General features: G+C 71.9%; 18 protein-coding genes. 14 read left to right on the top strand and 4 right to left on the bottom strand.

What is annotated here, in order from left to right; genetic code table 11:
- The first annotated feature begins 258 nt into the window (after positions 1–258).
- The 8 genes from tatA (at position 259) to ACZ7MF_RS36930 (ending at position 9,482) form a co-directional block, all read left to right on the top strand.
- Positions 259–546: a Sec-independent protein translocase subunit TatA gene (gene tatA, locus ACZ7MF_RS36965; RefSeq protein WP_109033667.1), complete on the top strand. Its 288-nt coding sequence runs from the start codon at positions 259–261 to the stop codon at positions 544–546.
- Between the two features lie 47 nt (positions 547–593).
- Entirely contained in the window at positions 594–1,544 is a 951-nt protein-coding gene (gene tatC / locus ACZ7MF_RS36960; RefSeq protein ID WP_471482530.1) for a twin-arginine translocase subunit TatC, read from the top strand.
- Between the two features lie 67 nt (positions 1,545–1,611).
- Positions 1,612–4,464: a DEAD/DEAH box helicase gene (locus tag ACZ7MF_RS36955; protein ID WP_471482529.1), complete on the top strand. Its 2,853-nt coding sequence runs from the start codon at positions 1,612–1,614 to the stop codon at positions 4,462–4,464.
- Positions 4,465–4,847: 383 nt separating this feature from the next.
- Positions 4,848–6,473 (top strand): sensor histidine kinase, encoded by a 1,626-nt coding sequence (locus ACZ7MF_RS36950; RefSeq protein ID WP_471482528.1) that lies wholly within the window; start codon positions 4,848–4,850, stop codon positions 6,471–6,473.
- Between the two features lie 26 nt (positions 6,474–6,499).
- Positions 6,500–6,877, top strand: coding sequence for a roadblock/LC7 domain-containing protein (locus ACZ7MF_RS36945; RefSeq protein WP_202544993.1), 378 nt, complete (start codon positions 6,500–6,502; stop codon positions 6,875–6,877).
- Positions 6,874–7,308 (top strand): DUF742 domain-containing protein, encoded by a 435-nt coding sequence (locus ACZ7MF_RS36940; RefSeq protein ID WP_471482527.1) that lies wholly within the window; start codon positions 6,874–6,876, stop codon positions 7,306–7,308. Before ACZ7MF_RS36945 ends, ACZ7MF_RS36940 begins: the two co-directional genes overlap by 4 nt.
- Positions 7,289–7,909, top strand: a complete 621-nt coding sequence (locus ACZ7MF_RS36935) for a GTP-binding protein (protein WP_109033672.1) — start codon at positions 7,289–7,291, stop codon at positions 7,907–7,909. Before ACZ7MF_RS36940 ends, ACZ7MF_RS36935 begins: the two co-directional genes overlap by 20 nt.
- 76 nt (positions 7,910–7,985) lie before the next feature.
- Entirely contained in the window at positions 7,986–9,482 is a 1,497-nt protein-coding gene (locus ACZ7MF_RS36930; RefSeq protein ID WP_471482526.1) for a cytochrome P450, read from the top strand.
- Here the strand turns inward: ACZ7MF_RS36930 and ACZ7MF_RS36925 are convergent.
- Positions 9,476–10,450 (bottom strand): RluA family pseudouridine synthase, encoded by a 975-nt coding sequence (locus tag ACZ7MF_RS36925; RefSeq protein WP_471482525.1) that lies wholly within the window; start codon positions 10,448–10,450, stop codon positions 9,476–9,478. The two genes, ACZ7MF_RS36930 and ACZ7MF_RS36925, sit on opposite strands and share 7 nt — an antisense overlap.
- A 106-nt stretch (positions 10,451–10,556) precedes the next feature.
- Between ACZ7MF_RS36925 and ACZ7MF_RS36920 the strand changes: the two genes are divergently transcribed.
- A complete protein-coding gene (locus ACZ7MF_RS36920; RefSeq protein WP_471482524.1) occupies positions 10,557–11,138 on the top strand; it encodes a GNAT family N-acetyltransferase in 582 nt (193 codons plus the stop codon).
- Positions 11,139–11,534: 396 nt separating this feature from the next.
- Here ACZ7MF_RS36920 and ACZ7MF_RS36915 read toward each other — a convergent pair whose 3' ends face one another.
- Complete coding sequence (locus ACZ7MF_RS36915; protein WP_471482523.1) at positions 11,535–12,377, bottom strand: siderophore-interacting protein; 843 nt, start codon at positions 12,375–12,377, stop codon at positions 11,535–11,537.
- A 105-nt stretch (positions 12,378–12,482) separates the two neighbouring features.
- Complete coding sequence (locus ACZ7MF_RS36910; protein ID WP_471482649.1) at positions 12,483–13,388, bottom strand: 5'-3' exonuclease; 906 nt, start codon at positions 13,386–13,388, stop codon at positions 12,483–12,485.
- A 194-nt stretch (positions 13,389–13,582) separates the two neighbouring features.
- Here ACZ7MF_RS36910 and ACZ7MF_RS36905 point away from each other — a divergent pair, with 194 nt between their 5' ends.
- The 4 genes from ACZ7MF_RS36905 to ACZ7MF_RS36890 all read left to right on the top strand — a co-directional run bounded on the left by ACZ7MF_RS36905 (position 13,583) and on the right by ACZ7MF_RS36890 (position 18,977).
- Positions 13,583–14,695, top strand: a complete 1,113-nt coding sequence (locus ACZ7MF_RS36905) for a quaternary amine ABC transporter ATP-binding protein (RefSeq protein WP_471482522.1) — start codon at positions 13,583–13,585, stop codon at positions 14,693–14,695.
- A complete protein-coding gene (locus ACZ7MF_RS36900) occupies positions 14,688–17,306 on the top strand; it encodes an ABC transporter permease/substrate binding protein (RefSeq protein ID WP_471482521.1) in 2,619 nt (872 codons plus the stop codon). The genes ACZ7MF_RS36905 and ACZ7MF_RS36900 overlap by 8 nt, the downstream gene beginning before the upstream one ends.
- A gap of 371 nt (positions 17,307–17,677) precedes the next feature.
- Positions 17,678–18,247 carry a helix-turn-helix domain-containing protein gene (locus ACZ7MF_RS36895; RefSeq protein ID WP_003977207.1) on the top strand — a complete coding sequence of 190 codons (570 nt, stop codon included), beginning with the start codon at positions 17,678–17,680 and terminating at the stop codon, positions 18,245–18,247.
- Positions 18,248–18,257: 10 nt separating this feature from the next.
- The gene (locus tag ACZ7MF_RS36890) at positions 18,258–18,977 is read left to right on the top strand and encodes a helical backbone metal receptor (RefSeq protein WP_471482648.1); all 720 of its coding nucleotides are present in this window, start codon (positions 18,258–18,260) and stop codon (positions 18,975–18,977) included.
- On the opposite strand, the gene ACZ7MF_RS36885 is transcribed toward ACZ7MF_RS36890, so the two are convergent.
- Entirely contained in the window at positions 18,904–20,079 is a 1,176-nt protein-coding gene (locus tag ACZ7MF_RS36885; RefSeq protein WP_471482520.1) for a TDT family transporter, read from the bottom strand. The two genes, ACZ7MF_RS36890 and ACZ7MF_RS36885, sit on opposite strands and share 74 nt — an antisense overlap.
- A gap of 217 nt (positions 20,080–20,296) precedes the next feature.
- Here ACZ7MF_RS36885 and ACZ7MF_RS36880 point away from each other — a divergent pair, with 217 nt between their 5' ends.
- Positions 20,297–21,151, top strand: coding sequence for a LysR family transcriptional regulator (locus ACZ7MF_RS36880; protein ID WP_471482647.1), 855 nt, complete (start codon positions 20,297–20,299; stop codon positions 21,149–21,151).
- Positions 21,152–21,272: the final 121 nt, after the last annotated feature.

Below are 21,272 nucleotides of genomic sequence, written 5' to 3'. Positions count from 1 at the left end.
GGACGGTGCCGGCGGCCCGACAGGCCGGTGTGAGTTACGTTTTGGGACACTTCGCCCTGTCACCTCACGGGCCCCGGGCGGTACGCTGCTGGTCGCGGCCAGGAAAACGAGGCCCGGTCGCGGACGGGAGTACGCACGGGGATTGCCTCACGTTCACCCCTGAGCGTTACGATCGCTGCACAAGACGATCGATCGGACGTATGTCCGGCCGGTCGGACAGCACCCCACCCAGCCGCCTCGGTGAGAAGGTAAAGACTTATGTTCGGAAGGCTCGGCGCCCCCGAGATCATTCTCATCCTCGTCGTCATCATCCTGCTGTTCGGCGCGAAGAAGCTTCCGGACATGGCGCGCTCGCTCGGCAAGTCGGCACGCATCCTCAAGAGCGAGGCCAAGGCCATGAAGAGCGAGGCCAAGTCCGACGACGCCGCCCCCGCCGACCCGCCGAACCCCGAGCAGTCCGCGGCGCAGCGCACCATCCAGGCCGCCCCCGGCGACGTGACCAGCTCCCGGCCGGTCACCGAGCCGACGGACACGACCAAGCGCTGACGCAGGGCCGGTGATCTCCGGCCCGCCGCACGAGATGGGAACGTGGGTTGCTGAAGCCTGCCCGCAACAAGGAGAAGGACCCCGAGGGGCGGATGCCGCTCGCGGAACACCTTCGTGAGCTCCGCAACCGGCTCGCGAAGGCGCTGCTGGCCATCGTCGTCGTCACGGTGGTCGCCGCCTTCTTCTATCAGTGGATCATCAACGCCCTCACGGATCCGATCCTCCAGTCGATCGGCTGTGAGAAGTCGTTCGCGGAGCTGGCCCAGTCGGAGGCCGGCTCGGAGCCGTGCGCGCAGATCACCATCAACGGTCTGCTCGGCCCCTTCACCCTGGCGCTGAAGGTGTCGCTGACGGCCGGCGTCGTGCTGGCCTCGCCGGTCTGGCTCTACCAGCTGTGGGCGTTCGTCGCCCCGGGGCTGCACAGGAGCGAGAAGAAGTACGCCTACGCCTTCGTCGCCACCGGCGCCCCGCTCTTCCTCGCCGGCGCCTACTTCGCCTACGCGGTGCTGCCCACCTCGGCGAAGGTGCTGATCGAGTTCACGCCGAACGACGTCGACAACCTGCTGCCGCTGGACGAGCTGCTCGACCTCGTCACGCGCATGGTGGTCGTCTTCGGCCTCTCCTTCGAGCTGCCCCTGCTCCTGGTCATGCTCAATCTCACCGGCGTGCTGACCGGCAGGCGGATGCTCGGCTGGTGGCGCGCGATGATCATGGGCATCACGCTGTTCGCGGCCATCGCCACGCCCAGCACCGACCCCCTGACGATGATCATGCTGGCCGGTCCGATCTGGGTCCTGTACTTCGCCGCGGTCACCATCTCCTTGCTGAACGACCGCCGCAGGGCCCGCCGCGAGGCTCTGGAGCCCGACGACGACGAGGCGTCCGACCTGGACCTCACCCCCGAGGACATCGGCGAGGTCGAGGCCGTGACCACCGCCCGTGCCCTGCCCGAGCAGGCCACGAAGGACCGGGTCAACGGCTACGACGACGTGACCTGAGGACCGCCGGGGCGGTGACGGCACGCGTCGCCGCCGCCACGGAACCCCCACACGGCCGATCCCGATAATGATCGTCCGGTTGTCGGTGCGGGCCGGTACGCTCGAAAGCACGATGACAGAGGATCTCTCACCGGCCGAGCGGTACGCGGCAGCCCGTCAGCGCGCTGTCGAGCAGGCCACCGCGCTCGCCTCCTTCCGCGAGATGTACGACTTCGGCCTCGACCCCTTCCAGATCGAGGCCTGTCAGGCGCTCGAGGCGGGCAAGGGCGTGCTGGTGGCCGCGCCCACCGGCTCCGGCAAGACGATCGTCGGCGAGTTCGCCGTCCACCTCGCCCTCCAGCAGGGCAGGAAGTGCTTCTACACGACGCCGATCAAGGCCCTGTCGAACCAGAAGTACGCCGACCTGTGCCGCCGCTACGGCACCGACAAGGTGGGCCTGCTCACCGGCGACAACAGCGTGAACTCCGAAGCCCCGGTGGTCGTGATGACCACCGAGGTCCTGCGGAACATGCTGTACGCGGGCTCGCAGACCCTCCTCGGCCTCGGGTACGTGGTCATGGACGAGGTGCACTATCTCTCCGACCGGTTCCGCGGCGCCGTCTGGGAGGAAGTGATCATCCACCTCCCCGAGTCCGTGACCCTGGTGTCACTCTCGGCGACCGTGTCGAACGCGGAGGAGTTCGGCGACTGGCTCGACACCGTGCGCGGCGACACCCAGGTGATCGTCTCCGAGCACCGGCCCGTGCCGCTGTTCCAGCACGTGCTGGCCGGACGCCGGATGTACGACCTGTTCGAGGAGGCCGAGGGTCACAAGAAGGCCGTCAACCCCGACCTGACGCGCATGGCGCGGCTTGAGGCGAGCCGCCCCTCCTACCAGGACCGCAGGCGCGGCCGAGCCATGAAGGAGGCCGACCGGGAGCGGGAGCGCAGACAGCGCTCACGGGTGTGGACGCCGAGCCGGCCCGAGGTCATCGAGCGGCTGGACTCCGAGGGGCTGCTGCCCGCGATCACCTTCATCTTCAGCCGGGCCGGCTGCGAGGCCGCCGTCCAGCAGTGCCTGTACGCGGGCCTCCGGCTCAACGACGAGGGCGCCCGGGAGCGGGTGCGGGCCCTCGTCGAGGAGCGCACCGCCTCCATCCCCCACGAGGACCTGCACGTCCTGGGCTACTACGAGTGGCTGGAGGGGCTGGAGCGCGGCATCGCCGCCCACCACGCGGGCATGCTGCCCACCTTCAAGGAGGTCGTCGAGGAGCTGTTCGTCCGCGGACTGGTGAAGGCCGTCTTCGCGACCGAGACCCTCGCCCTCGGCATCAACATGCCGGCCCGCTCGGTCGTGCTGGAAAAGCTCGTCAAGTGGAACGGCGAGCAGCACGCCGACATCACCCCCGGCGAGTTCACCCAGCTCACCGGACGGGCCGGACGGCGCGGCATCGACGTCGAGGGCCACGCCGTGGTGCTGTGGCAGCGCGCCATGAACCCCGAGCACCTCGCGGGACTGGCCGGCACCCGCACCTACCCGCTGCGCTCCAGCTTCAAGCCGTCGTACAACATGGCGGTCAACCTGGTCGACCAGTTCGGCCGGCACCGCTCGCGCGAGCTGCTCGAGACGTCGTTCGCGCAGTTCCAGGCGGACAAGTCGGTCGTCGGCATCTCCCGGCAGGTGCAGCGCAACGAGGAGGGCCTGGAGGGCTACCAGGCCTCCATGACCTGCCACCTCGGTGACTTCGACGAGTACGCCCGGCTGCGCCGCGAGCTGAAGGACCGCGAGCAGGAGCTGGCCCGGCAGGGCGCCAACCAGCGGCGCGCCGAGGCCGCCGTGGCACTGGAGAAGCTGAAGCCGGGCGACGTCATCCACGTGCCCACCGGCAAGTACGCGGGCCTCGCCCTGGTCCTCGACCCGGGACTGCCCGCCGGGCGGTCCAACGGCCACCGCGGCTTCGACCACCACGACGGGCCCCGCCCGCTGGTGCTGACCGCCGAGCGGCAGGTCAAGCGGCTGGCGTCGATCGACTTCCCGGTGCCCGTGGAAGCGCTGGACCGGATGCGGATCCCGAAGTCCTTCAACGCGCGCTCGCCGCAGTCCCGCCGCGACCTGGCCTCCGCGCTGCGCACCAAGGCCGGGCACATCACGCCGGAGCGGGCCCGCAAGAAGCGTTCCCAGGCCGCCGACGACCGGGAGATCAACCGGCTGCGGAAGGCGATCCGCGCCCACCCCTGCCACGGCTGCGACGACCGCGAGGACCACGCCCGCTGGGCCGAGCGCTACCACCGGCTGCTGCGCGACACCTCGCAGCTGGAGCGCCGGATCGAGGGCCGGACGAACACCATCGCCCGCACCTTCGACCGGATCGTCGCGCTGCTGACGGAGCTGGACTACCTGCGCGGCGACGAGGTCACCGAGCACGGCAAGCGCCTGGCCCGGCTCTACGGCGAGCTGGACCTGCTCGCCAGCGAGTGCCTTCGTGAAGGCGTCTGGGAGGGGCTGTCCCCGGCCGAGCTGGCCGCCTGCGTCTCGGCGCTGGTCTTCGAGTCGCGGGCCGCCGACGACGCGATGGCGCCCAAGGTGCCCTCCGGCAGGGCCAAGGCGGCGCTCGGCGAGACGGTCCGCATCTGGGGCCGGCTGGACGCCCTGGAGGAGGACTTCCGGATCAGCCAGACCGAGGGCGTCGGCCAGCGCGAGCCCGACCTCGGCTTCGCCTGGGCGGCGTACATGTGGGCCTCCGGCAAGGGGCTCGACGAGGTGCTGCGCGAGGTGGAGATGCCGGCCGGCGACTTCGTGCGCTGGTGCAAGCAGGTCATCGACGTCCTCGGCCAGATCTCGGCCGCCGCGCCCGGCGCGGGCTCCACCGTCCCGAAGAACGCGCGCAAGGCGGTCGACGAGCTGCTGCGCGGAGTGGTCGCCTACTCGTCCGTGGGCTGACCCGGCTCCGAAACCTCACCGGCCCGGCGGGACAACCCGCCGGGCCTTCGCACGTTCCACGCCCCGTACCCCTCGAACGCCCCGAACGCCTGGTTCCCTCATCGCGGTGATGATTTTCGAGCACCCTTGAGACGTTACTCCACGTGTTCGAATGACTCCCGGGCGTGCAAATGGGCCCGACCATACTCCAGTCCCCGCGCCCGTTTCAGGTGCTTGCCGAATATGACACGGCGATGATCCCCCCGGACTAAGCTCGCCCGCAGCGCACCGAGTTGAGGTGTAATCGCGCGCTTGTTCCCAATGCGCCGAAGATCCCGACAACTCCCAGACATACCCCGCCGCAAGCTTCCCCATCCCAGCCGATTCGTTTTCAGAGGGCCTACATGGTGAGTGTTGATTCCCCTCCAGGTCGCCGTGAACTTCCCTACGCGCGAACGCTGTTGCTGCCGGCCATACTGATGGCCGCGGCCACCGGGGCCGCCGTCGCCCTCGTGACGGAACCGGCCCGGCTCGCCGTCGGCCTGTGCGGTGCCGTCGCCACCGTCCTGGTGATCGCCGCGGCCGCCGAAGCGGTACGCCGCGGCCGCGCGCTGCGGGCCCTCGGCGCCGAGCACGCCCGTCACACCGCGTATCTGGAGCACCGGGCCGCGAGCCACCACGAGGAGATGGTCCGCCTCGGCGCCGAAGTCCTCCCCGACGTCCTGAACTTCATGCGCAGGGGCGTCACGCCCCGCGAGCTGATGAGCCGCCTCGGCGAGGTGAACCCCGCCTACGCCGAACTCGGCGGGCCCCAGCGCGAGCTGATCCGGATGGTCTGCGAGATCGTCGACCACGAGGACGCCATGCGCGAGTCCGCCGAGCGCTCCTTCGTCGACATCGCCCGCCGGGTCCAGGCGATCGTCCACCAGCAGCAGAAGGAACTCCGCGAGATGGAGGAGGACCACGGGCGCAACCCCGAGGTCTTCGACGACCTCCTGCGCATCGACCACGGCACCTCGCTGATCGGCCGCCTCGCCGACTCCATCTCCGTGATCGGCGGCGGCCGGCCCGGACGCCAGTGGCCCGAACCGGTCGCCCTGTACAGCGTGCTGCGCGGCGCCATGTCCCGGATCCTGGAGTACCGCCGGATCAACCTGGCCTCCATCGCCAAGGTCAACATCAAGGGCACCGCCGTCGAGCCGGTCATCCACGCCGCCGCGGAACTCCTCGACAACGCCACCCGCTACTCCCCGCCCGCGGCCAAGGTGCACGTCACCGCGACCGAGGTGCAGAGCGGTGTGTGCATCGAGATCGAGGACGCCGGCGTCAGCCTCAGCGAGGAGTCCCGCGGCCGCATCGAGGGCCTGCTGGAGCAGGCCAAGCGTGGCACCGACGTGCAGGACCTCGCCCACCACCCGCGCCTCGGCCTGTCCGTCGTCGGCCGGCTGTGCACCCAGTTCGGCATGGACGTCTCGCTGCGCGCCTCCGCGTACGGCGGCGTCCGCGCCATCCTCATCGTGCCCAGCAAGATGATGACCACCGAGCCCGGCGTCGGCCTCGCCCACGGCATCGGCGCCACCTCGATCCCCACCCCGGGCCCCGACGCCCTGCCCGGACCGGAGCGCAAGCCCAAGAAGCGCCGCCCCACCAGCCCCCGGATCCCCGCCACGGTGTCCATGGAGGACGACGTTCCCGAGGTGACCGAGTGGACGGCGGGCGGGCTCCCGCAGCGCCGCAGCCGGGTCAAGATGCCGCTCAGCCAGCGCCTCGCCGAGCAGGCCGCGTGGGAGCGGGAGGACGCCGAACGCGAGGCCCGCCAGGCCGCCGAACGCGCCCGCAACGGCATCCCGGCGCCCGCGGAGCCGGAGCCCGCGCAGGACAAGGACCAGGGCGGCCTCCCGCCGGGCCACTTCATCGGCGCCTTCTGGGAGGGCCTCAAGCAGCACCCGGACGCCACCCGGGCCCACCAGCAGTCCAGCAGCAACGAGCCGGCCCACGCCCCGGCAGACGACGAGGGGAACCTCAAGTGATCGAGCAGCAAGGCAAGTTCGACTGGATGCTCCGGGACCTCTACGACGGCGTCCCGGGCATCGAGATGATCGTGGTGCTCTCCGCCGACGGCCTGCGCATCGCCCGCTACTCCGGGGACCCGGACGCCGCCGACCGCGTCGCCGCTGCCTGCGCGGGCCTGCAGAGCCTGGCCGGCGCCGTCAGCCAGGAGATCCCCACCAGCGACGGCGACATGAAGATGGTGCTCATCGAGATGAACGGCGGCTACTTCTACCTGATGGCCGCCGGTCCCAACGCCTATCTCGCCGTGCTCTCCGACGTCCGCTGCGAACCCGGCCGGATGGGCCTGAGCATGGCCGACCTGGTCGCCCGGATCGGCCCCCACCTCACCAGTCCGGCCCGGCGCAACGGGCAGACCGTATGACTCCTCCCAGGCGCCAGAGGCGATCCCCCGGGCCCGACCGGCCCGCCGCCCCCACCCCTCCCGCTACGCCCGCCCCTCCCGGCGCGCCCGCCAAGGAGGGCGAGGTCCGCAACCCCGAGCGGCTCTTCGTCATCGGCGGCGAGGGAGGCGGCGAACGCGCCGACATCGACCTCGTCACCCTGATCGTGGCCCGCGCGGACCCCCCGGTGTCCGCCACACCGGAACAGGCCGCCCTGCTGCGGCTGTGCGCCGCGCCCCTGTCCGTGGCCGAACTGTCGGCCTATCTGAGCCTGCCGTTCAGTGTGGTGACCGTGCTGCTCACCGACCTGCTGGCGTCGGAACTGGTGCAGGCCCGCGCCCCGATCGTCCGCCAGAAGGTCGCCGACCGAAACCTCCTCGAAGCGGTGATGCATGGACTTCAAAAGCTCTGACACGATCCCGGGCCCACGGACCGAGGACAGGCTGCCGCACACGGCCGAGGCCGCCGTGAAAATCGTCATCGTGGGCGGCTTCGGGGTCGGCAAGACCACCATGGTCGGCTCGGTCAGCGAGATCAGACCGCTGACCACCGAGGAGACGATGACCCAGGCCGGCATCGGCGTCGACGACAACTACGGCTCCGCCTCCAAGACGGCCACCACCGTCGCCATGGACTTCGGCCGCATCAGCATCACCGACGAACTGGTGCTCTACCTCTTCGGCACGCCCGGCCAGGAGCGCTTCTGGTTCCTGTGGAACGGCCTGTTCGAAGGCGCCCTCGGCGCGGTCGTCCTGGTCGACACCCGCCGCCTGGAGGTCAGCTTCGACGTCATGGGCCGCCTGGAGGAACGCGGCGTGCCCTTCGTCGTCGCCGTCAACACCTTCCCCGACGCGCCCCGTTACCCCGTGGCGGAACTGCGCACCGCGCTCGACCTGCCCGAGGAGATCCCCATCCTCGACTGCGACGTGCGGCGCCGGGCCTCCAGCCGGGACGTCCTGATGACCCTGATGCGCTTCCTGCACGCCCTGGCCATGAAGGGCGCGCTCACCTGACCCGCGCGCCCCACCAACCCCCCGACGTGAACCACCCCTTCTGACGTGACCACACCTTTTGTTGCGGAGCGAGACTGTGACGCCTGAAAGCCACTCCCCGACCGGAACGGGCGAACCCCTGCTCGAACCACCGCCCGGCTGCCCCGCGCACGGCCTCGGGCCGGGCGGACTGCACCGGCTGCACGAGGCGGACGACCTGGAGGAGCTGTACGAGAAGCTGCGCGCCCAGCACGGACCGGTGGCGCCCGCGCTGCTCCACGACGACGTACCCATGTGGGTGGTCCTCGGGCACGCCGAGAACCTGCACATGGTCAGCACCCCCTCCCAGTTCTGCCGCGACAGCCGGATCTGGACCCCGCTCAACGAGGGCATGGTCAAGCCCGACCACCCCCTCATGCCGCACATCGCCTGGCAGCCCATCTGCTCGCACGCCGAGGGCGACGAGCACAAGCGCCTGCGCGGCGCGGTCACCAGCGCCATGTCCGACCTCGACTACCGGGAGCTGCGCCGGCACATCAAGCGCTACACCCAGCGCGTCGTCAACCGCTTCTGCGAGGAGGGCCGCGCCGACCTGGTCAGCCAGTTCGCCGAGCACCTGCCGATGGGCGTGATGTGCCATCTGCTCGGCATGCCCGAGGAGTACAACGACCGGCTGGTGGAGGCCGCCCGCGACACCCTCAAGGGCACCGACACGGCGATCGCCAGCCACGCCTACGTCATGGAGGCGCTGGGACGGCTCACCGCCACCCGCCGGGCCGACCCGGCCGACGACATCGCGGGCCGCCTCGTCACCCACCCGGCCGGGCTCACCGACGACGAGGTCCGCGAGCACCTGCGGGTGGTGCTGCTGGCCGCCTACGAGGCAACCGTCAACCTGATCGCCAACGTGATGCGGGTGGTGCTCACCGACCCGGGCTTCCGCGCCCAGCTCAGCGGCGGCCAGATGACGGTGCCCCAGGCGGTCGAGCAGTCCCTGTGGGACGAGCCGCCGTTCAGCACCGTCTTCGCCTACTTCGCCAAGCAGGAGACGGAACTCGGCGGCCAGCGCATCCGCGCCGGTGACGGCCTGCTGCTCGGCATCGCGCCGGGCAACGTCGACCCGCGCATCCGTCCCGACCTGGACGCCAGCATGATGGGCAACCGCGCCCACCTCGCCTTCGGCGGCGGCCCGCACGAATGCCCCGGGCAGGACATCGGGCGGGCCATCGCCGACGCCGGCATCGACGCGCTGCTGATGCGGCTGCCCGACCTCCAGCTCGACTGCGACGAGGACGACCTGCGCTGGCGGTCGTCGATCGCCTCGCGGCACCTGGTGGAACTGCCGGTCCGTTTCGAGCCCAGGGCACAGCAGGACATCATGCAGCAGCCGAGTCACGCCCCGGCCCCGGCCCGGAGCGCCCCCTGGCACGTCGGCCTTCCGAAGCCGGAACAGCGGACACAGCCGCCGCTGCCCTCCCAGCCGCCGCAGCCCGTGTCGGTGACGGCCGCCGAGCCGCAGCAGGCACCGGGAGCGGGGCAGCCCCGCCCCCGCGGTGCCTGGCAGCGCTTCCTGCTCTGGTGGCGCGGCTACTGACGGCCGGCCCGGCCCTCCTGCGCCGCCCAGTCCTCGTACGCGGTCCAGGCGGCGAGGGACCGGCCGCTGCGGAAGCGGTGCTCGCGCCCCGTGACCGGATCGGTGAACCCCAGCTCCCGCGCGAGCAGTTGCAGCGGGCGCCGGAAGTCACCGGCCGGCACGGGGGCGGCCACCTCCGGGTAGAGGGGGTCGCCGAGGATCGGCACGCCGAGCGCGTTCATGTGGACGCGCAGCTGGTGTGTCTGGCCGGTGCCGGGCACCAGCCGGTACCGGCCCAGCCCGCGCTCCGGCCGGTGTGCGAGCAGCTCGACGCGGGTCACGGCGTTCGGCTCGCCGGCCACCTCGCGGGCGGCGAGTACCCCGCGTTCCTTCAGGATCCGGCTGCGGACCGTCCGGGGGAGGGCGAGCGCCGCGTCGTACGGGGCGACGGCCTCGTACACCTTGTGCACCCGCCGGTCGGCGAACAGGCCCTGGTACGCGCCGCGTTCTGCGGGGCGCACGGTGAACAGGACCAGGCCCGCGGTGAGCCGGTCCAGGCGGTGCGCGGCACCCAGCGCCGGGATGTCCAGCTCCCGGCGCAGCCGTGCCAGCGCGGTCTGCGTGACGTGGCCGCCGCGCGGGGTGGTGGCCAGGAAGTGCGGCTTGTCCACGACGACGATGTGCGCGTCGCGGTACACGACCTCCAGTGGGAAGGGCACCGGCACCTCGGCGGGCAGCTCGCGGTGGAACCACACGAACATGCCCGGCTCGTACGGCGCGTCGCCCGCCACGGGGCGCCCGTCCGCCCCGACGAACAGCCCGGCGTCGAACATGCCGTCCACGACGCCGGCGCCCGCGGCCGACAGCCGCTCCGTCAGGTGCTCCCGCACCGTGGACCACGGCCCGTCCGCGGGCAGCCGCACCCGCACCGCGTCGATGCCGTCGCGCTGCGGCAGGGGCGAGGGCGGGGGAGGGGTACGGCGTCTCATCACCTGCCAGCCTACGAGGCGGTGACCTGCGGCGGCGGACCGAGTGGGCCGGACCCGCCGGAAAACCGCTGGGCCGCCGCCCGGGCCCGTTGGCAGGATGCCGTCCATGCCTTTCCTGACCCGCCCGGTCCTCGCGGCCGGCACCCTTTCCCGCGCCCCGCAGCCCACGCTCCCCACCGGCGACGGGCTGGTGCTGCGCCCGTGGCGCACCGAGGACGCCCCCGCCGTGCACGCCGCCTTCCAGGACCCGGTGATGCACCAGTGGCACGCCCGCGCCGCCGACTCCGAGGAGGAGGTGCGGGGCTGGATCACCGAGTGGCAGGGCGCCTGGGAAAGCGAGCGCGGCGTCCAGTGGGCGGTCACGGACGCGGCGGACGACCGGCTGCTCGGCCGGGTCGCGCTGCGCGAGTGGGTGCTCGTCGACGGGGCGGCCGAGGTGGCCTACTGGACGACGGCCGACGCACGCGGCCGGGGTGTCGCCGCACGGGCCACGCGGACCCTCGCCCAGTGGGCCCTGGACGAGATCGGCTTCCAGCGCCTGGAACTCCTGCACGCGGTGACCAACGAGGCCTCGTGCCGGGTCGCCCAGAAGACCGGCTTCGCCCTGGAAGGCACCAAGCGCGCCGCCGTGCTCCACCCCGACGGGTGGCACGACATGCACCTGCACGCGCGCGTACGCGGCGACTGACGGACTCGCCGCCCGCGGGGCTGCCAGGGCCCGGCGGCGGAGGGCCGGTGCCGCGCGGGCTTTCGCCGCGAGGGCGCCGGGTGACGGGGTGCTCCCGCGCGGCTTCCGGGGCCGGTGGCACGACATGCGCCGGTACGGGCGTGTACGCGGCGCCTCAAGGGCGTGTGCCCCGTGGCGGGTCGCCACAGGAACCGGTGGGCGTCGGGGCGGTGCTGCGCGCGGCTGAGCGGGCGCGGCCGGATTCTCGTGCGGGGTTCGCCGCGGGAGCGGCGTCGGGGCGCTGCCGCGCGGCTTCCGGGGCCGGTGGCACGACATGCGCCCGCACGGGCGCGTACGCGGGGCCCGACGGGGCCGCCCAGGGACCGGCGGGGGCGTTTTCGTGGGCGGGCGGAGCCGTTACGCCGCCGTCGCGCCCTCCTGCTCGGCCTCGACGCGGGCGTTCCACTCGCGCTTGGAGGCCTGCCAGCCGTCCTCGTTGTGGCCGAGCCGCCAGTAGCCGGAGATGGACAGGTCCTCGCGGGGGACCTCGCGCTCCATGCGCAGGTACCGGCGCAGCTCCTTCACGCAGGCCGCCTCGCCGTGGACGAACGCGTGCAGCCTGCCCCCGGGGAACTCCAGCGCGCGCACGGCCTCGGCCAGAGCCTGCCCGACCGGACGGCCGGCGCGGTGCAGCCAGACCACCTCCACGTCGGAGTCGATCTTCTGCTCCTCCTCGGCCCCCTCGACCTCGACGAAGGCGAAGGCGCGGGCGCCGTCGGGCAGCGCCTCCAGGGAGCGGGCGATCGCGGGCAGCGCGCTCTCGTCACCGGCGAGCAGGTGCCAGTCGGCGGCGGGGTCGGGGGCGTAGGCGCCGCCGGGGCCCATGAAGTGGATCGTCTCGCCCGGCCGCACCCGCTTCGCCCAGGGCCCGGCGAGCCCCTCGTCGCCGTGGACGACGAAGTCCAGCGTCATCTCACGGTGCTCGGCGTCCCAGTGGCGGACGGTGTACGTCCGGGTCACCGGCCACTGCTCGCGGGGAAAGTCCTCGCGGATGCGCTCCATGTCGAAGGGCTCCGGATAGGTCGCGCCCCCGGAGGGGAAGAGCAGCTTCACATAGTGGTCGGTGCAGGTGTCCGCCGCGAACGCGGAGAGCCCCTCGCCGCCGAGCACCACGCGCTGCATGTGCGGGGTCAGCCGCTCGGTGCGGACGACCTGCGCGGTGTGCGGCTTGCGCGGCTTGCGTGCCGGACGGTCTGCCATGACGGCCTCCCTGCTCCCTGCGTGCGGTTCCCTGAGTTAGGCATACCTAAGCTAGCATCCCGGCCCGTATGTGGCTCATGGAAACGGGCCGCCGCGCGGCGCCGCTCAGGCGGTGAGCGTGGTCAGTAGCCGCTGCAGTGACCCGCCGAGTCCCCAGCGGGCCGCCAGTGCGTCCAGCGCCTCGGCGTCGCGCGGGCCGTGCGGCAGGGCGGTGCCGGCATCCGGCAGCGGCACGTCGTCCGCGACCCTGACGACCTTCGGGGCGACCGCGAGATACGGCTCGGCCTCGGTCAGCCGCTTGCGCTGCGAGGGCGTCAGCTTCGCCTTCGGGTCGTCGACGGCGGCCCGGATCCCGGCCAGGTCCCCGAACTCGGCGAGCAGCTTGGCCGCCGTCTTCTCGCCGATGCCGGGCACCCCGGGCAGCCCGTCGCTCGGGTCGCCCCGCAGCAGCGCGAGATCGGCGTAGCCGGCGCCGTCGACGCCGTACTTCTCGCGCAGCGCGGCCTCGTCGACGAGGTTCAGTGTGCCGACACCCTTGACCGGGTAGAGCACGCGCACGCCGCGGGCGTCGTCGACGAGCTGGTACAGGTCACGGTCGCCGGTGACGATGTCGACCGGGCCGGTGGCCCGCGCCGTGTACGTGCCGATGACGTCGTCCGCCTCGTACCCCGCCACGCCGACGCGGGCGATGCCGAGCGCGTCGAGGACCGCCTCGATGACCGGCACCTGCGGGGACAGCGTGTCGGGCACCTCCTCCTCGTCGGGGCCCGCCGGCCGTTCCTCGGCCACGCGGTGCGCCTTGTAGGAGGGGATCAGCTCCACCCGCCACTGCGGTCGCCAGTCGGCGTCCATGCAGGCCACCAGGTGGTCGGGCCGGTGGTCCTTCACCAGGCGGTCGATGAAGTCCAGCAGCCCGCGCACGGCGTTCACCGGCGTGCCGTCGGGCGCCTTCACCGAGTCCGGCACACCGAAGTAGGCGCGGAAGTAGAGGGAGGCGGTGTCGAGAAGCATCAGTCGTCCGGTCACGCCTCGCAATCATGCCGCAGGTCGTGTGCGCGGGCGGGGGACGACGTGTGAACTGGCTCACTTAAATGTTTGGCGCATAAGCATCGGGGCAGGCGCGCAGCCGGGCCGAAGCTGGTTGATGCATTCAACTGTTAGGGGAGCTTTGGGCCCTGCCCCTGCCCCCGAGCCAAGAGGTAAGCGTGTCAGCCAGACTAGAGGCCGAGAACCTGTACAAGGTCTTCGGCAGGAAACCGGACCAGGCGGTCGACCGACTGCGCCAGGAAGACATCCGCAAGGACCAGGGGGACGTCCGGGAGGAACTGCGCGCCGACGGCACCACCGCCGCCGTCATCGACGCGTCCTTCACCGTGGAGCCCGGCGAGATCTTCGTGGTCATGGGGCTGTCCGGATCAGGCAAGTCCACGCTGCTGCGCATGCTCAACGGTCTGTCGGAGCCGACCGCCGGGCACGTCCGCTTCGGGGGCCAGGACCTCACCGAGCTCAGCGACCGCGAGCTGCGCGTGGTCCGTTCCATGAAGATCAGCATGGTCTTCCAGCACTTCGCGCTCTTCCCCCACCGCAGCGTCCGTGACAACGCTGCCTACGGTCTTGAAGTGCAGGGCGTGCCCCGCGCCGAGCGCGAACGCCGCGCCGACGAGGCGCTCGCCCTGTGCGGCCTGGCCGGCTGGGAGCAGTCCTGGCCCGACGAGCTGTCCGGCGGCATGCAGCAGCGCGTCGGCCTGGCCCGCGCGCTCGCCACGGACGCCGACCTGCTGCTGATGGACGAGTCCTTCAGCGCCCTCGACCCGCTGATCCGCCGCGACATGCAGGACCAGCTGCTCGACCTGCAGAAGACCCTGAAGAAGACCATCGTCTTCATCACCCACGACCTCAACGAGGCCATGCGCCTGGGCGACCGCATCGCCGTCATGCGGGACGGCCGGATCGTGCAGATAGGCACCGCGCAGGACATCCTGATACGTCCCGCCAACGACTACGTCGCCTCCTTCACCAAGGACGTCGACCGCTCCCGCGTCCTGACCGCCGCCGCCGTCATGGAGACCGACGTGCGCGGCGACGAGGCCGACTGCGACTGCGAGACCGCGACGCCCGAGACGCCGTTCTCGGAACTGTGCGCGATCAGCGCCCGGGTGCCCCACGCGGTGGCGGTGGTCGACGGTGACCGCCGACTGGTCGGCGTCGTCCCGGCCCAGCGGCTCATCGGCTTCCTCGGCGACGACGAGGACGTGGTCCCCGGTGTCTGCGACAGCCCGCGGGACAAGGGCGGCAAGAAGGTGATCAGCCGTGCCTAGGGTTCCCCTCGGTGACTGGGTCAACAGCAGCGTCGACTGGCTGCTCGACAACGTCTCCTGGCTCTTCACCTTCCTCAAGGACATCTTCACCGGCGCCTACGACGGCATCAACGCCGTCCTCCAGGCCCCCGAGCCGCTGCTGCTCGCCGGTATCTTCGCCGTGATCGCCTTCTGGCTGCGCGGCACCTTCGCGGGCATCCTCTCCTTCGCCGGGTTCGCCTTCATCGACTCCCTCGAACTGTGGGAGAACGCGATGGTCACCCTGGCGCTCCTGCTGGTCGCCACGATCATCGCGCTGGTCGTGGCGGTGCCGGTGGGCATCTGGGCGGCCCGCTCGGACCGGGTGAGCGCGTTCGTGCGGCCGGTCCTGGACTTCATGCAGACGCTGCCCGCGATGATCTACCTGATCCCGGCGATCCTGTTCTTCGGGACCGGCTCCGCCCCGGGCATCGTGGCCACCCTGATCTTCGCCCTCGCCCCCGGCGTCCGCATGACCGAGCTGGGCATCCGCCAGGTCGACAAGGAACTGGTCGAGGCGGCCGAGGCGTTCGGCACCACGCCCGGCAACACCCTGCTGCGCGTCCAGCTCCCGCTGGCGCTGCCCACGGTGATGGCGGGCGTCAACCAGGTCATCATGCTCGGCCTGTCCATGGCCGCGATCGCCGGCATGGTCGGCACCGGCGGCCTCGGCGGCGACGTCATGGAGTCCATCGGCCAGCTCAACGTCGGCCTGGGCGCCGAGGCCGGTCTCGCCATCGTGATCCTCGCGATCTACCTGGACCGCATGACCAGCGCGCTCGGCACCCACGTCTCCCCGCTCGGCCGCCGCGCCGCAGCCAAGGCGCGCGCCGCCGAGGGCCTGAAGATCTGGTCCTACCGCCCCCAGCCGCAGGTCGCCGTGATCGGCATCGTGATCCTCGCTCTGGTGGCCGGCGGCATGGGCATGTTCGGCGGCAGCTCCGACGACGCCGACACGGCCGGCGGCGGCAAGAACGTCGGCGACGGCAAGAAGATCTCCATCGGCTACATCCCCTGGGACGAGGGCGTCGCCTCCACGTTCCTGTGGAAGGAGATCCTGGAACAGCGCGGCTTCGAGGTCGAGGCCAAGCAGTTCGAGGCCGGCCCGCTCTACACCGCGCTCGCCCAGGGCAACATCGACTTCCAGACCGACTCGTGGCTGCCCACGACCCACGAGCAGTACTGGAAGAAGTACGGCAAGCAGCTCGAGGACCTCGGCTCCTGGTACGACGAGACGTCGCTGGAGCTGACCGTCCCGGCGTACATGAAGGACATCAACTCCCTCGAGGACCTCAAGGGCAAGGCCGACCTCTTCGGCGGGAAGATCACCGGCATCGAGCCCAGCGCCGGTGAGATGAACCTGCTCAAGACCAAGGTGCTCAAGGAGTACGGCCTCGACAAGGAGTACAAGGTCGTCGACAGCTCCACGCCGGCGATGCTGGCCGAGCTGAAGCGGGCCTACAGCAAGCAGGAACCGATCGTCACCACGCTGTGGTCCCCGCACTGGGCGTACAACGACTACAAGCTGAAGAAGCTCAAGGACCCCAAGGGCGCCTGGGGCAAGGGCGACGGCGTGCACTCGCTGTCCCGCAAGGGCTTCTCGGGCGACAACCCGGTCGCGGCCAAGTGGCTGAAGGACTTCTCCATGACGGAGAAGCAGCTCACCAGCCTCGAGGCCGAGATCAACAAGGCGGGCAAGGGCCAGCAGCAGCAGGCCGTCCGCACCTGGCTCAAGGCCAACCCGGGTGTCGTCGACAAGCTCGCCCCGGTCGAGGGCGGCACCGGTGCCACCCCCGCCGAGGCCAAGCAGCCGCTCGACGTGGCCTGGTTCCCCTGGGAGGAGGACGTCGCCGTCACCTACCTGTGGAAGAACGTCCTCGAGCGCCGCGGCTACAAGATGAACCTGAAGCAGATGGACGTCGGCCCGGTCTACACCGGTCTGGCCTCCGGCGGCATCGACCTCAACTTCGACGCCTGGCTGCCCTACGCCCAGAGCAACTACTGGAACAAGCACAAGGACAACCTCGTCGACCTGGGTACCTGGTACGAACCGACCTCCCTGGAGATCGCCGTCCCCTCGTACGTGAAGGACGTCAAGTCCCTCGCCGACCTCAAGGGCAAGAGCGACCTCTTCGACGGGAAGATCATCGGCATCGAGCCCGGCACCGGTGAGATGCAGCTGCTGAAGAACGACGTCCTGCCGGGCTACGGCCTTGAGGACGAGTACGAGGTCGTTGACGGCTCCACGCCCGCCATGCTGGCCGAGCTCAAGCGCGCCCTCGCCAAGAAGGAGCCGGTCGCGGTCACCCTGTGGTCGCCGCACTGGGCCTACAGCGACTACGAGCTGACCAAGCTGAAGGACCCGAAGAAGGCCTTCGGCGAGGGCAACACGATCCGGACCATCTCCAGCAAGAAGTTCCCCGAGCAGTACCCGCAGCTCACCGAGTGGATCAAGAACTTCAAGATGAGCGAGGACGAGCTGGGCAGCCTGGAGGCCGAGATCAAGGACCGCGGTCAGGGCCAGGAGGAGGAAGCCGTCGCCGCCTGGCTGAAGGAGCACCCGGACGTCGTGGGCCGGATGACCCCGCAGTAGCACGTACTCCGTGACGGTCACCCCCGAGGGGTGGGTCCGGTGGCGTCTCCCCAAGGCGCCCGGGCCCACCCCTCGGGTCGTTCCCGGCCCGGACACGGTAGGGATTCGGCCAACCACGGAGCGCCACGTCCCGGCCTGAGCGTGACCCTGCCGGGGTGCGAGTGGCTGGCGGGAACACGGAAGGCCGTCCACGCCTTGAACCGGTAGGGCGTGCGCCACGGCGCGCGGACGGTCCCACCCGTGGCGAGAAACGTGAGGTCGAGGCCACCACACCGTGACATCGATGTGACGGCCGCATGAAACGGTTTGCCGAACATGCGTAGGGTGCAGAGAACTCATCAGGACGACGGGTGAAGGAGGGAGCCGGAGCGATGGGCGACCACAAAGATCAGCACCTCCGGGTGGGCGCGGCCGTACGCCGGCGGCGCCGGGACCTCGAACTCACCCTCGCCGTGGTGTCCGAGCGCAGCGGCCTGTCCGTGCCCTTCCTGAGCCAGATCGAGAACGACCGGGCGCGGCCCAGTCAGACCTCCCTGGAGAAGGTGGCCGACGCCCTGCGCACCACCGCCGTGGAACTGCTCGCCGCGGCCGACCCCGCGTGCAGCGTCGACGTGGTCCGTGCCGAGGAGCCCGACCCCGAGCTGGCACCCAGGGTGCGCTCCCTGGTGCGCGGGCACCACCAGATGCACGCCTCCGAGTTCACCGGCGACCACGACGCCGGGCGGGAACTGCAGTACCGCAACGACCAGTTGATGTTCGTCGCCGAGGGCGCCGTCGAGATCGAGGCCGAGGGCCGGGCCTACCGGCTCGGGCGCGGTGACACGCTGTACCTCACCGGCGGGGTCCGGCACCGCTGGCGGGCCACCGTGCCGGACACCCGGCTGATCGTCGTCGCCGTCGCCGAGCACATCGAAGCGGTCCGGGAAGGCCCCCGCCGGTGAGGGCGTGCCGGTGAGGGTGGTCTCGCTGGTGCCGTCGCTGACCGAGGCGGTGGCCCGCACCGTGCCCGGCGCCCTGGTCGGCGCCACGGACTGGTGCTCCCACCCGGCCGGTCTCGACGTCGTCCGCGTCGGCGGCACCAAGAACCCGAAGACCGACCGCATCCTCTCCCTCGCCCCCGACCTGGTCGTCGCCAACGAGGAGGAGAACCGCGCCCCCGACCTGGACGTCCTGCGTGCGGCGGGCGTCGAGGTGCTGGTGACCGAGGTGCGCACCGTTCCGCAGGCCGTCGCCGAGCTGGACCGGGTACTGACCGCCTGCGGCGCGCCCTCCCGGCCCTGCTGGCTGGACCAGGCGCAGGCCGCCTGGGCCGACTTGCCCGCGCCCGACCGGCGCGCCACGGCCGTGGTGCCCATCTGGCGCAGGCCCTGGATGGTCCTGGGCCGCGACACCTTCGCGGGCGACGTCCTGGCCCGTCTCGGCGTCGACCACCTGTACGCCGCGCACGCCGAGCGCTACCCGAAGGTCCCGGTGGAGGAACTGCGGGCGGCCCGCCCGGACGTCGTGGTCCTGCCGGACGAGCCGTACCGCTTCACCGCGGACGACGGCCCGGAGGCCTTCCCCGGCCTGTCCTGTGCCCTCGTCGACGGGCGGTACCTCACGTGGTACGGGCCGTCACTGGCCGAGGCGCCCCGGACACTGGCCGCGGCCCTGCGAGCAGCACGCCGCTGAGCAGGCCCCGCGCGGTGTGCACGGCGGCCACGGCCCAGGCGGCCACGAGCAGGGTGTACAGGGCGACGGTGAGGCCGTCGTAGACGACCAGGCCCGTCTCGCGGGCCAGCGCCTCGGCGCCGGTGACACAGGTGCCCACCGGGAAGGTGAAGGACCACCAGGTCATCGAGAAGCGCATGCCCGCCCGGCGGGCCCGGACGACGTGCGCGGCGGCGAGGGCCAGCCACATCAGCGCGAAGCCCATCACCGGCACCCCGTACAGCACGGCGAAGACCGCGAAGCCCTCGGCGTACGGCCCCGGCACGACCCCCGGCGCCACGTCCGCGAACTTCCCCACGGCGGTCGTCGACTGCCCGAGCGGGCCGAGGACCAGGAACAGCGACGGGGTGAGCGCGAGCGGCAGCGGCCCGCCGGTGAGCAGCCTGCCGAAGACCACCGGCAGCGTCACCAGCGTCGCGAACAGACTCACGCCGAACATGGCCACACAGGCGAGCAGCAGCGTCTCGCGGGGCTGCCCCGCCGGAAGGTGCGGCACCAGCAGCGGTCCGACGGCCGCGGACACCATCGGCGCGACGAGCGGCAGCAGCCAGACCGGGCTGGCCTGCCCCGGCTCGATGCGGTGGCGTACGGCCATCAGGTACGGGACGGCGACCGCCGCCGCCAGCCCGATCACCGTACCGGCGGTGAACAGCACGGTGTCCAGGGCGACCGCGGCCGGGGTGCCGATCCAGTCCCGGCCGAGGGTCAGGGCGCCGCCGCCGACCGCCAGCAGGGCCATCGACAGGCAGCCGTAGAACGGGGCCGCCGACGGGTCGAGGAGGTGGGCGCGGGCCTGGTCGCGGTGGTGGATCCAGTGCAGGGACCGGGCGGTCAGCAGGACCGCCAGCAGGCCGAGGGACAGGGCCCAGACCGCGGTGCAGGCGGTGCGCAGGCCGGGCACGTTCCCCGGGAGCGCGGCTCCCGCCGTGCCGACGATGGCGGTGCCCATGACGCACGCGTACCAGTTGGGGCCCAGATGCCGGACGGCCGGGACCCGCCGGACGGCCTGACCGGCGGCGGAGGAGGAGGGGGAGGGGGAGCGGGGCTGGGCTGCGGTGACCATGGCTCCACGGTCGCTGCGGGCGTAGCCCCTGACCAGGGACCCTGCCCCTATGAGGGCATAAGCTGGAGTTATGGGCAGCGGCACGAGCAGCGGCACGAGCAGCGGTACGAACGGTGGGACCGGCGGTGGCACGGGCGGTGGCACCGAGGGCGGGCACGGCACCCGGGCACGGCATGTGGCGGGCTCGCTGGCACACCGGGTACCGGACCTCGGGGCGATGGAGCTGTTGCTGGCGGTGGCGCGCCTGGGCAGCCTCGGCGGGGCGGCGCGCGAGCTGGGTATCACGCAGCCGGCCGCCAGCAGCCGCATCCGCTCGATGGAGCGGCAACTCGGCGTCGCCCTGGTGGACCGCTCGCCGCGCGGCTCCCGGCTCACCGACGCGGGGGCGCTGGTCACGGACTGGGCGCGGCGGATCGTGGAGGCTGCCGAGGCGTTCGACGCGGGCGCGCAGGCGCTGCGCGACCGGCGGGACTCGCGGCTACGGGTCGCGGCGAGCATGACGATCGCCGAGTACCTGCTGCCGGGCTGGCTGGTCGCGCTGCGCACCCAGCTGCCGGACACCGCGGTGTCGCTGCTCGCGGGCAACTCGACGGTGGTGGCGGAGCGCCTGCTGGCCGACGAGGCCGATCTCGGCTTCGTGGAGGGGGTGAGCGTGCCCACCGGCCTCGACTCCGCGGTCATCGGCCACGACCGGCTCATCGTCGTCACCGCGCCGGGTCACCCCTGGGCCCGCCGCAGGCGCCCGCTGGAGGCGGCGGAACTGGCGGCCACCCCGCTGATCCTGCGGGAGAAGGGGTCGGGCACCCGGCAGGTCCTGGACGCGGCGCTGGGCGGCCTGGCCCGTCCCCTGATCGAACTGTCCTCGACCACGGCGGTGAAGGCGGCCGCGGTGGGCGGCGCCGGACCGTCCGTCCTCAGCGAACTCGCCGTCGGCGAGGAACTGACCACCCGGCGCCTGGTCAGCGTCCCCGTGGCGGACGTCGTCCTGGCCCGCGACCTGCGAGCCGTCTGGCCCACCGGCCACCGCCCCACCGGCCCGGCCCGCCAACTGCTGTCCCTGACCAGGGCGTAGCCTGCCGCAGCGACCCGGCCGGTCGGGGCCCTCCCCGGGAGGGCACGGGGGCGGGCCGTCCTGTCCCGCGAGCTGCGAGCCGTGGGGTCCGTCGGTCCCCGTGCCGCCGGTCCCGTCCGCC

The organism is Streptomyces sp. NPDC111628 (genome assembly GCF_055635195.1).
This window is presented reverse-complemented; position numbering and strand designations above follow the sequence as displayed.

Coding starts and splice junctions, on each gene's coding strand:
- tatA (WP_109033667.1), top strand. CDS start 259: ATGTTCGGAAGGCTCGGCGCCCCCGAGATCATTCTCATCCTCGTCGTC.
- ACZ7MF_RS36955 (WP_471482529.1), top strand. CDS start 1,612: ATGATCGTCCGGTTGTCGGTGCGGGCCGGTACGCTCGAAAGCACGATG.
- ACZ7MF_RS36950 (WP_471482528.1), top strand. CDS start 4,848: ATGGTGAGTGTTGATTCCCCTCCAGGTCGCCGTGAACTTCCCTACGCG.
- ACZ7MF_RS36945 (WP_202544993.1), top strand. CDS start 6,500: ATGCTCCGGGACCTCTACGACGGCGTCCCGGGCATCGAGATGATCGTG.
- ACZ7MF_RS36940 (WP_471482527.1), top strand. CDS start 6,874: ATGACTCCTCCCAGGCGCCAGAGGCGATCCCCCGGGCCCGACCGGCCC.
- ACZ7MF_RS36935 (WP_109033672.1), top strand. CDS start 7,289: ATGGACTTCAAAAGCTCTGACACGATCCCGGGCCCACGGACCGAGGAC.
- ACZ7MF_RS36925 (WP_471482525.1), bottom strand. CDS start 10,450: ATGAGACGCCGTACCCCTCCCCCGCCCTCGCCCCTGCCGCAGCGCGAC.
- ACZ7MF_RS36920 (WP_471482524.1), top strand. CDS start 10,557: ATGCCTTTCCTGACCCGCCCGGTCCTCGCGGCCGGCACCCTTTCCCGC.
- ACZ7MF_RS36915 (WP_471482523.1), bottom strand. CDS start 12,377: ATGGCAGACCGTCCGGCACGCAAGCCGCGCAAGCCGCACACCGCGCAG.
- ACZ7MF_RS36910 (WP_471482649.1), bottom strand. CDS start 13,388: ATGCTTCTCGACACCGCCTCCCTCTACTTCCGCGCCTACTTCGGTGTG.
- ACZ7MF_RS36895 (WP_003977207.1), top strand. CDS start 17,678: ATGGGCGACCACAAAGATCAGCACCTCCGGGTGGGCGCGGCCGTACGC.
- ACZ7MF_RS36885 (WP_471482520.1), bottom strand. CDS start 20,079: ATGGTCACCGCAGCCCAGCCCCGCTCCCCCTCCCCCTCCTCCTCCGCC.
- ACZ7MF_RS36880 (WP_471482647.1), top strand. CDS start 20,297: ATGGAGCTGTTGCTGGCGGTGGCGCGCCTGGGCAGCCTCGGCGGGGCG.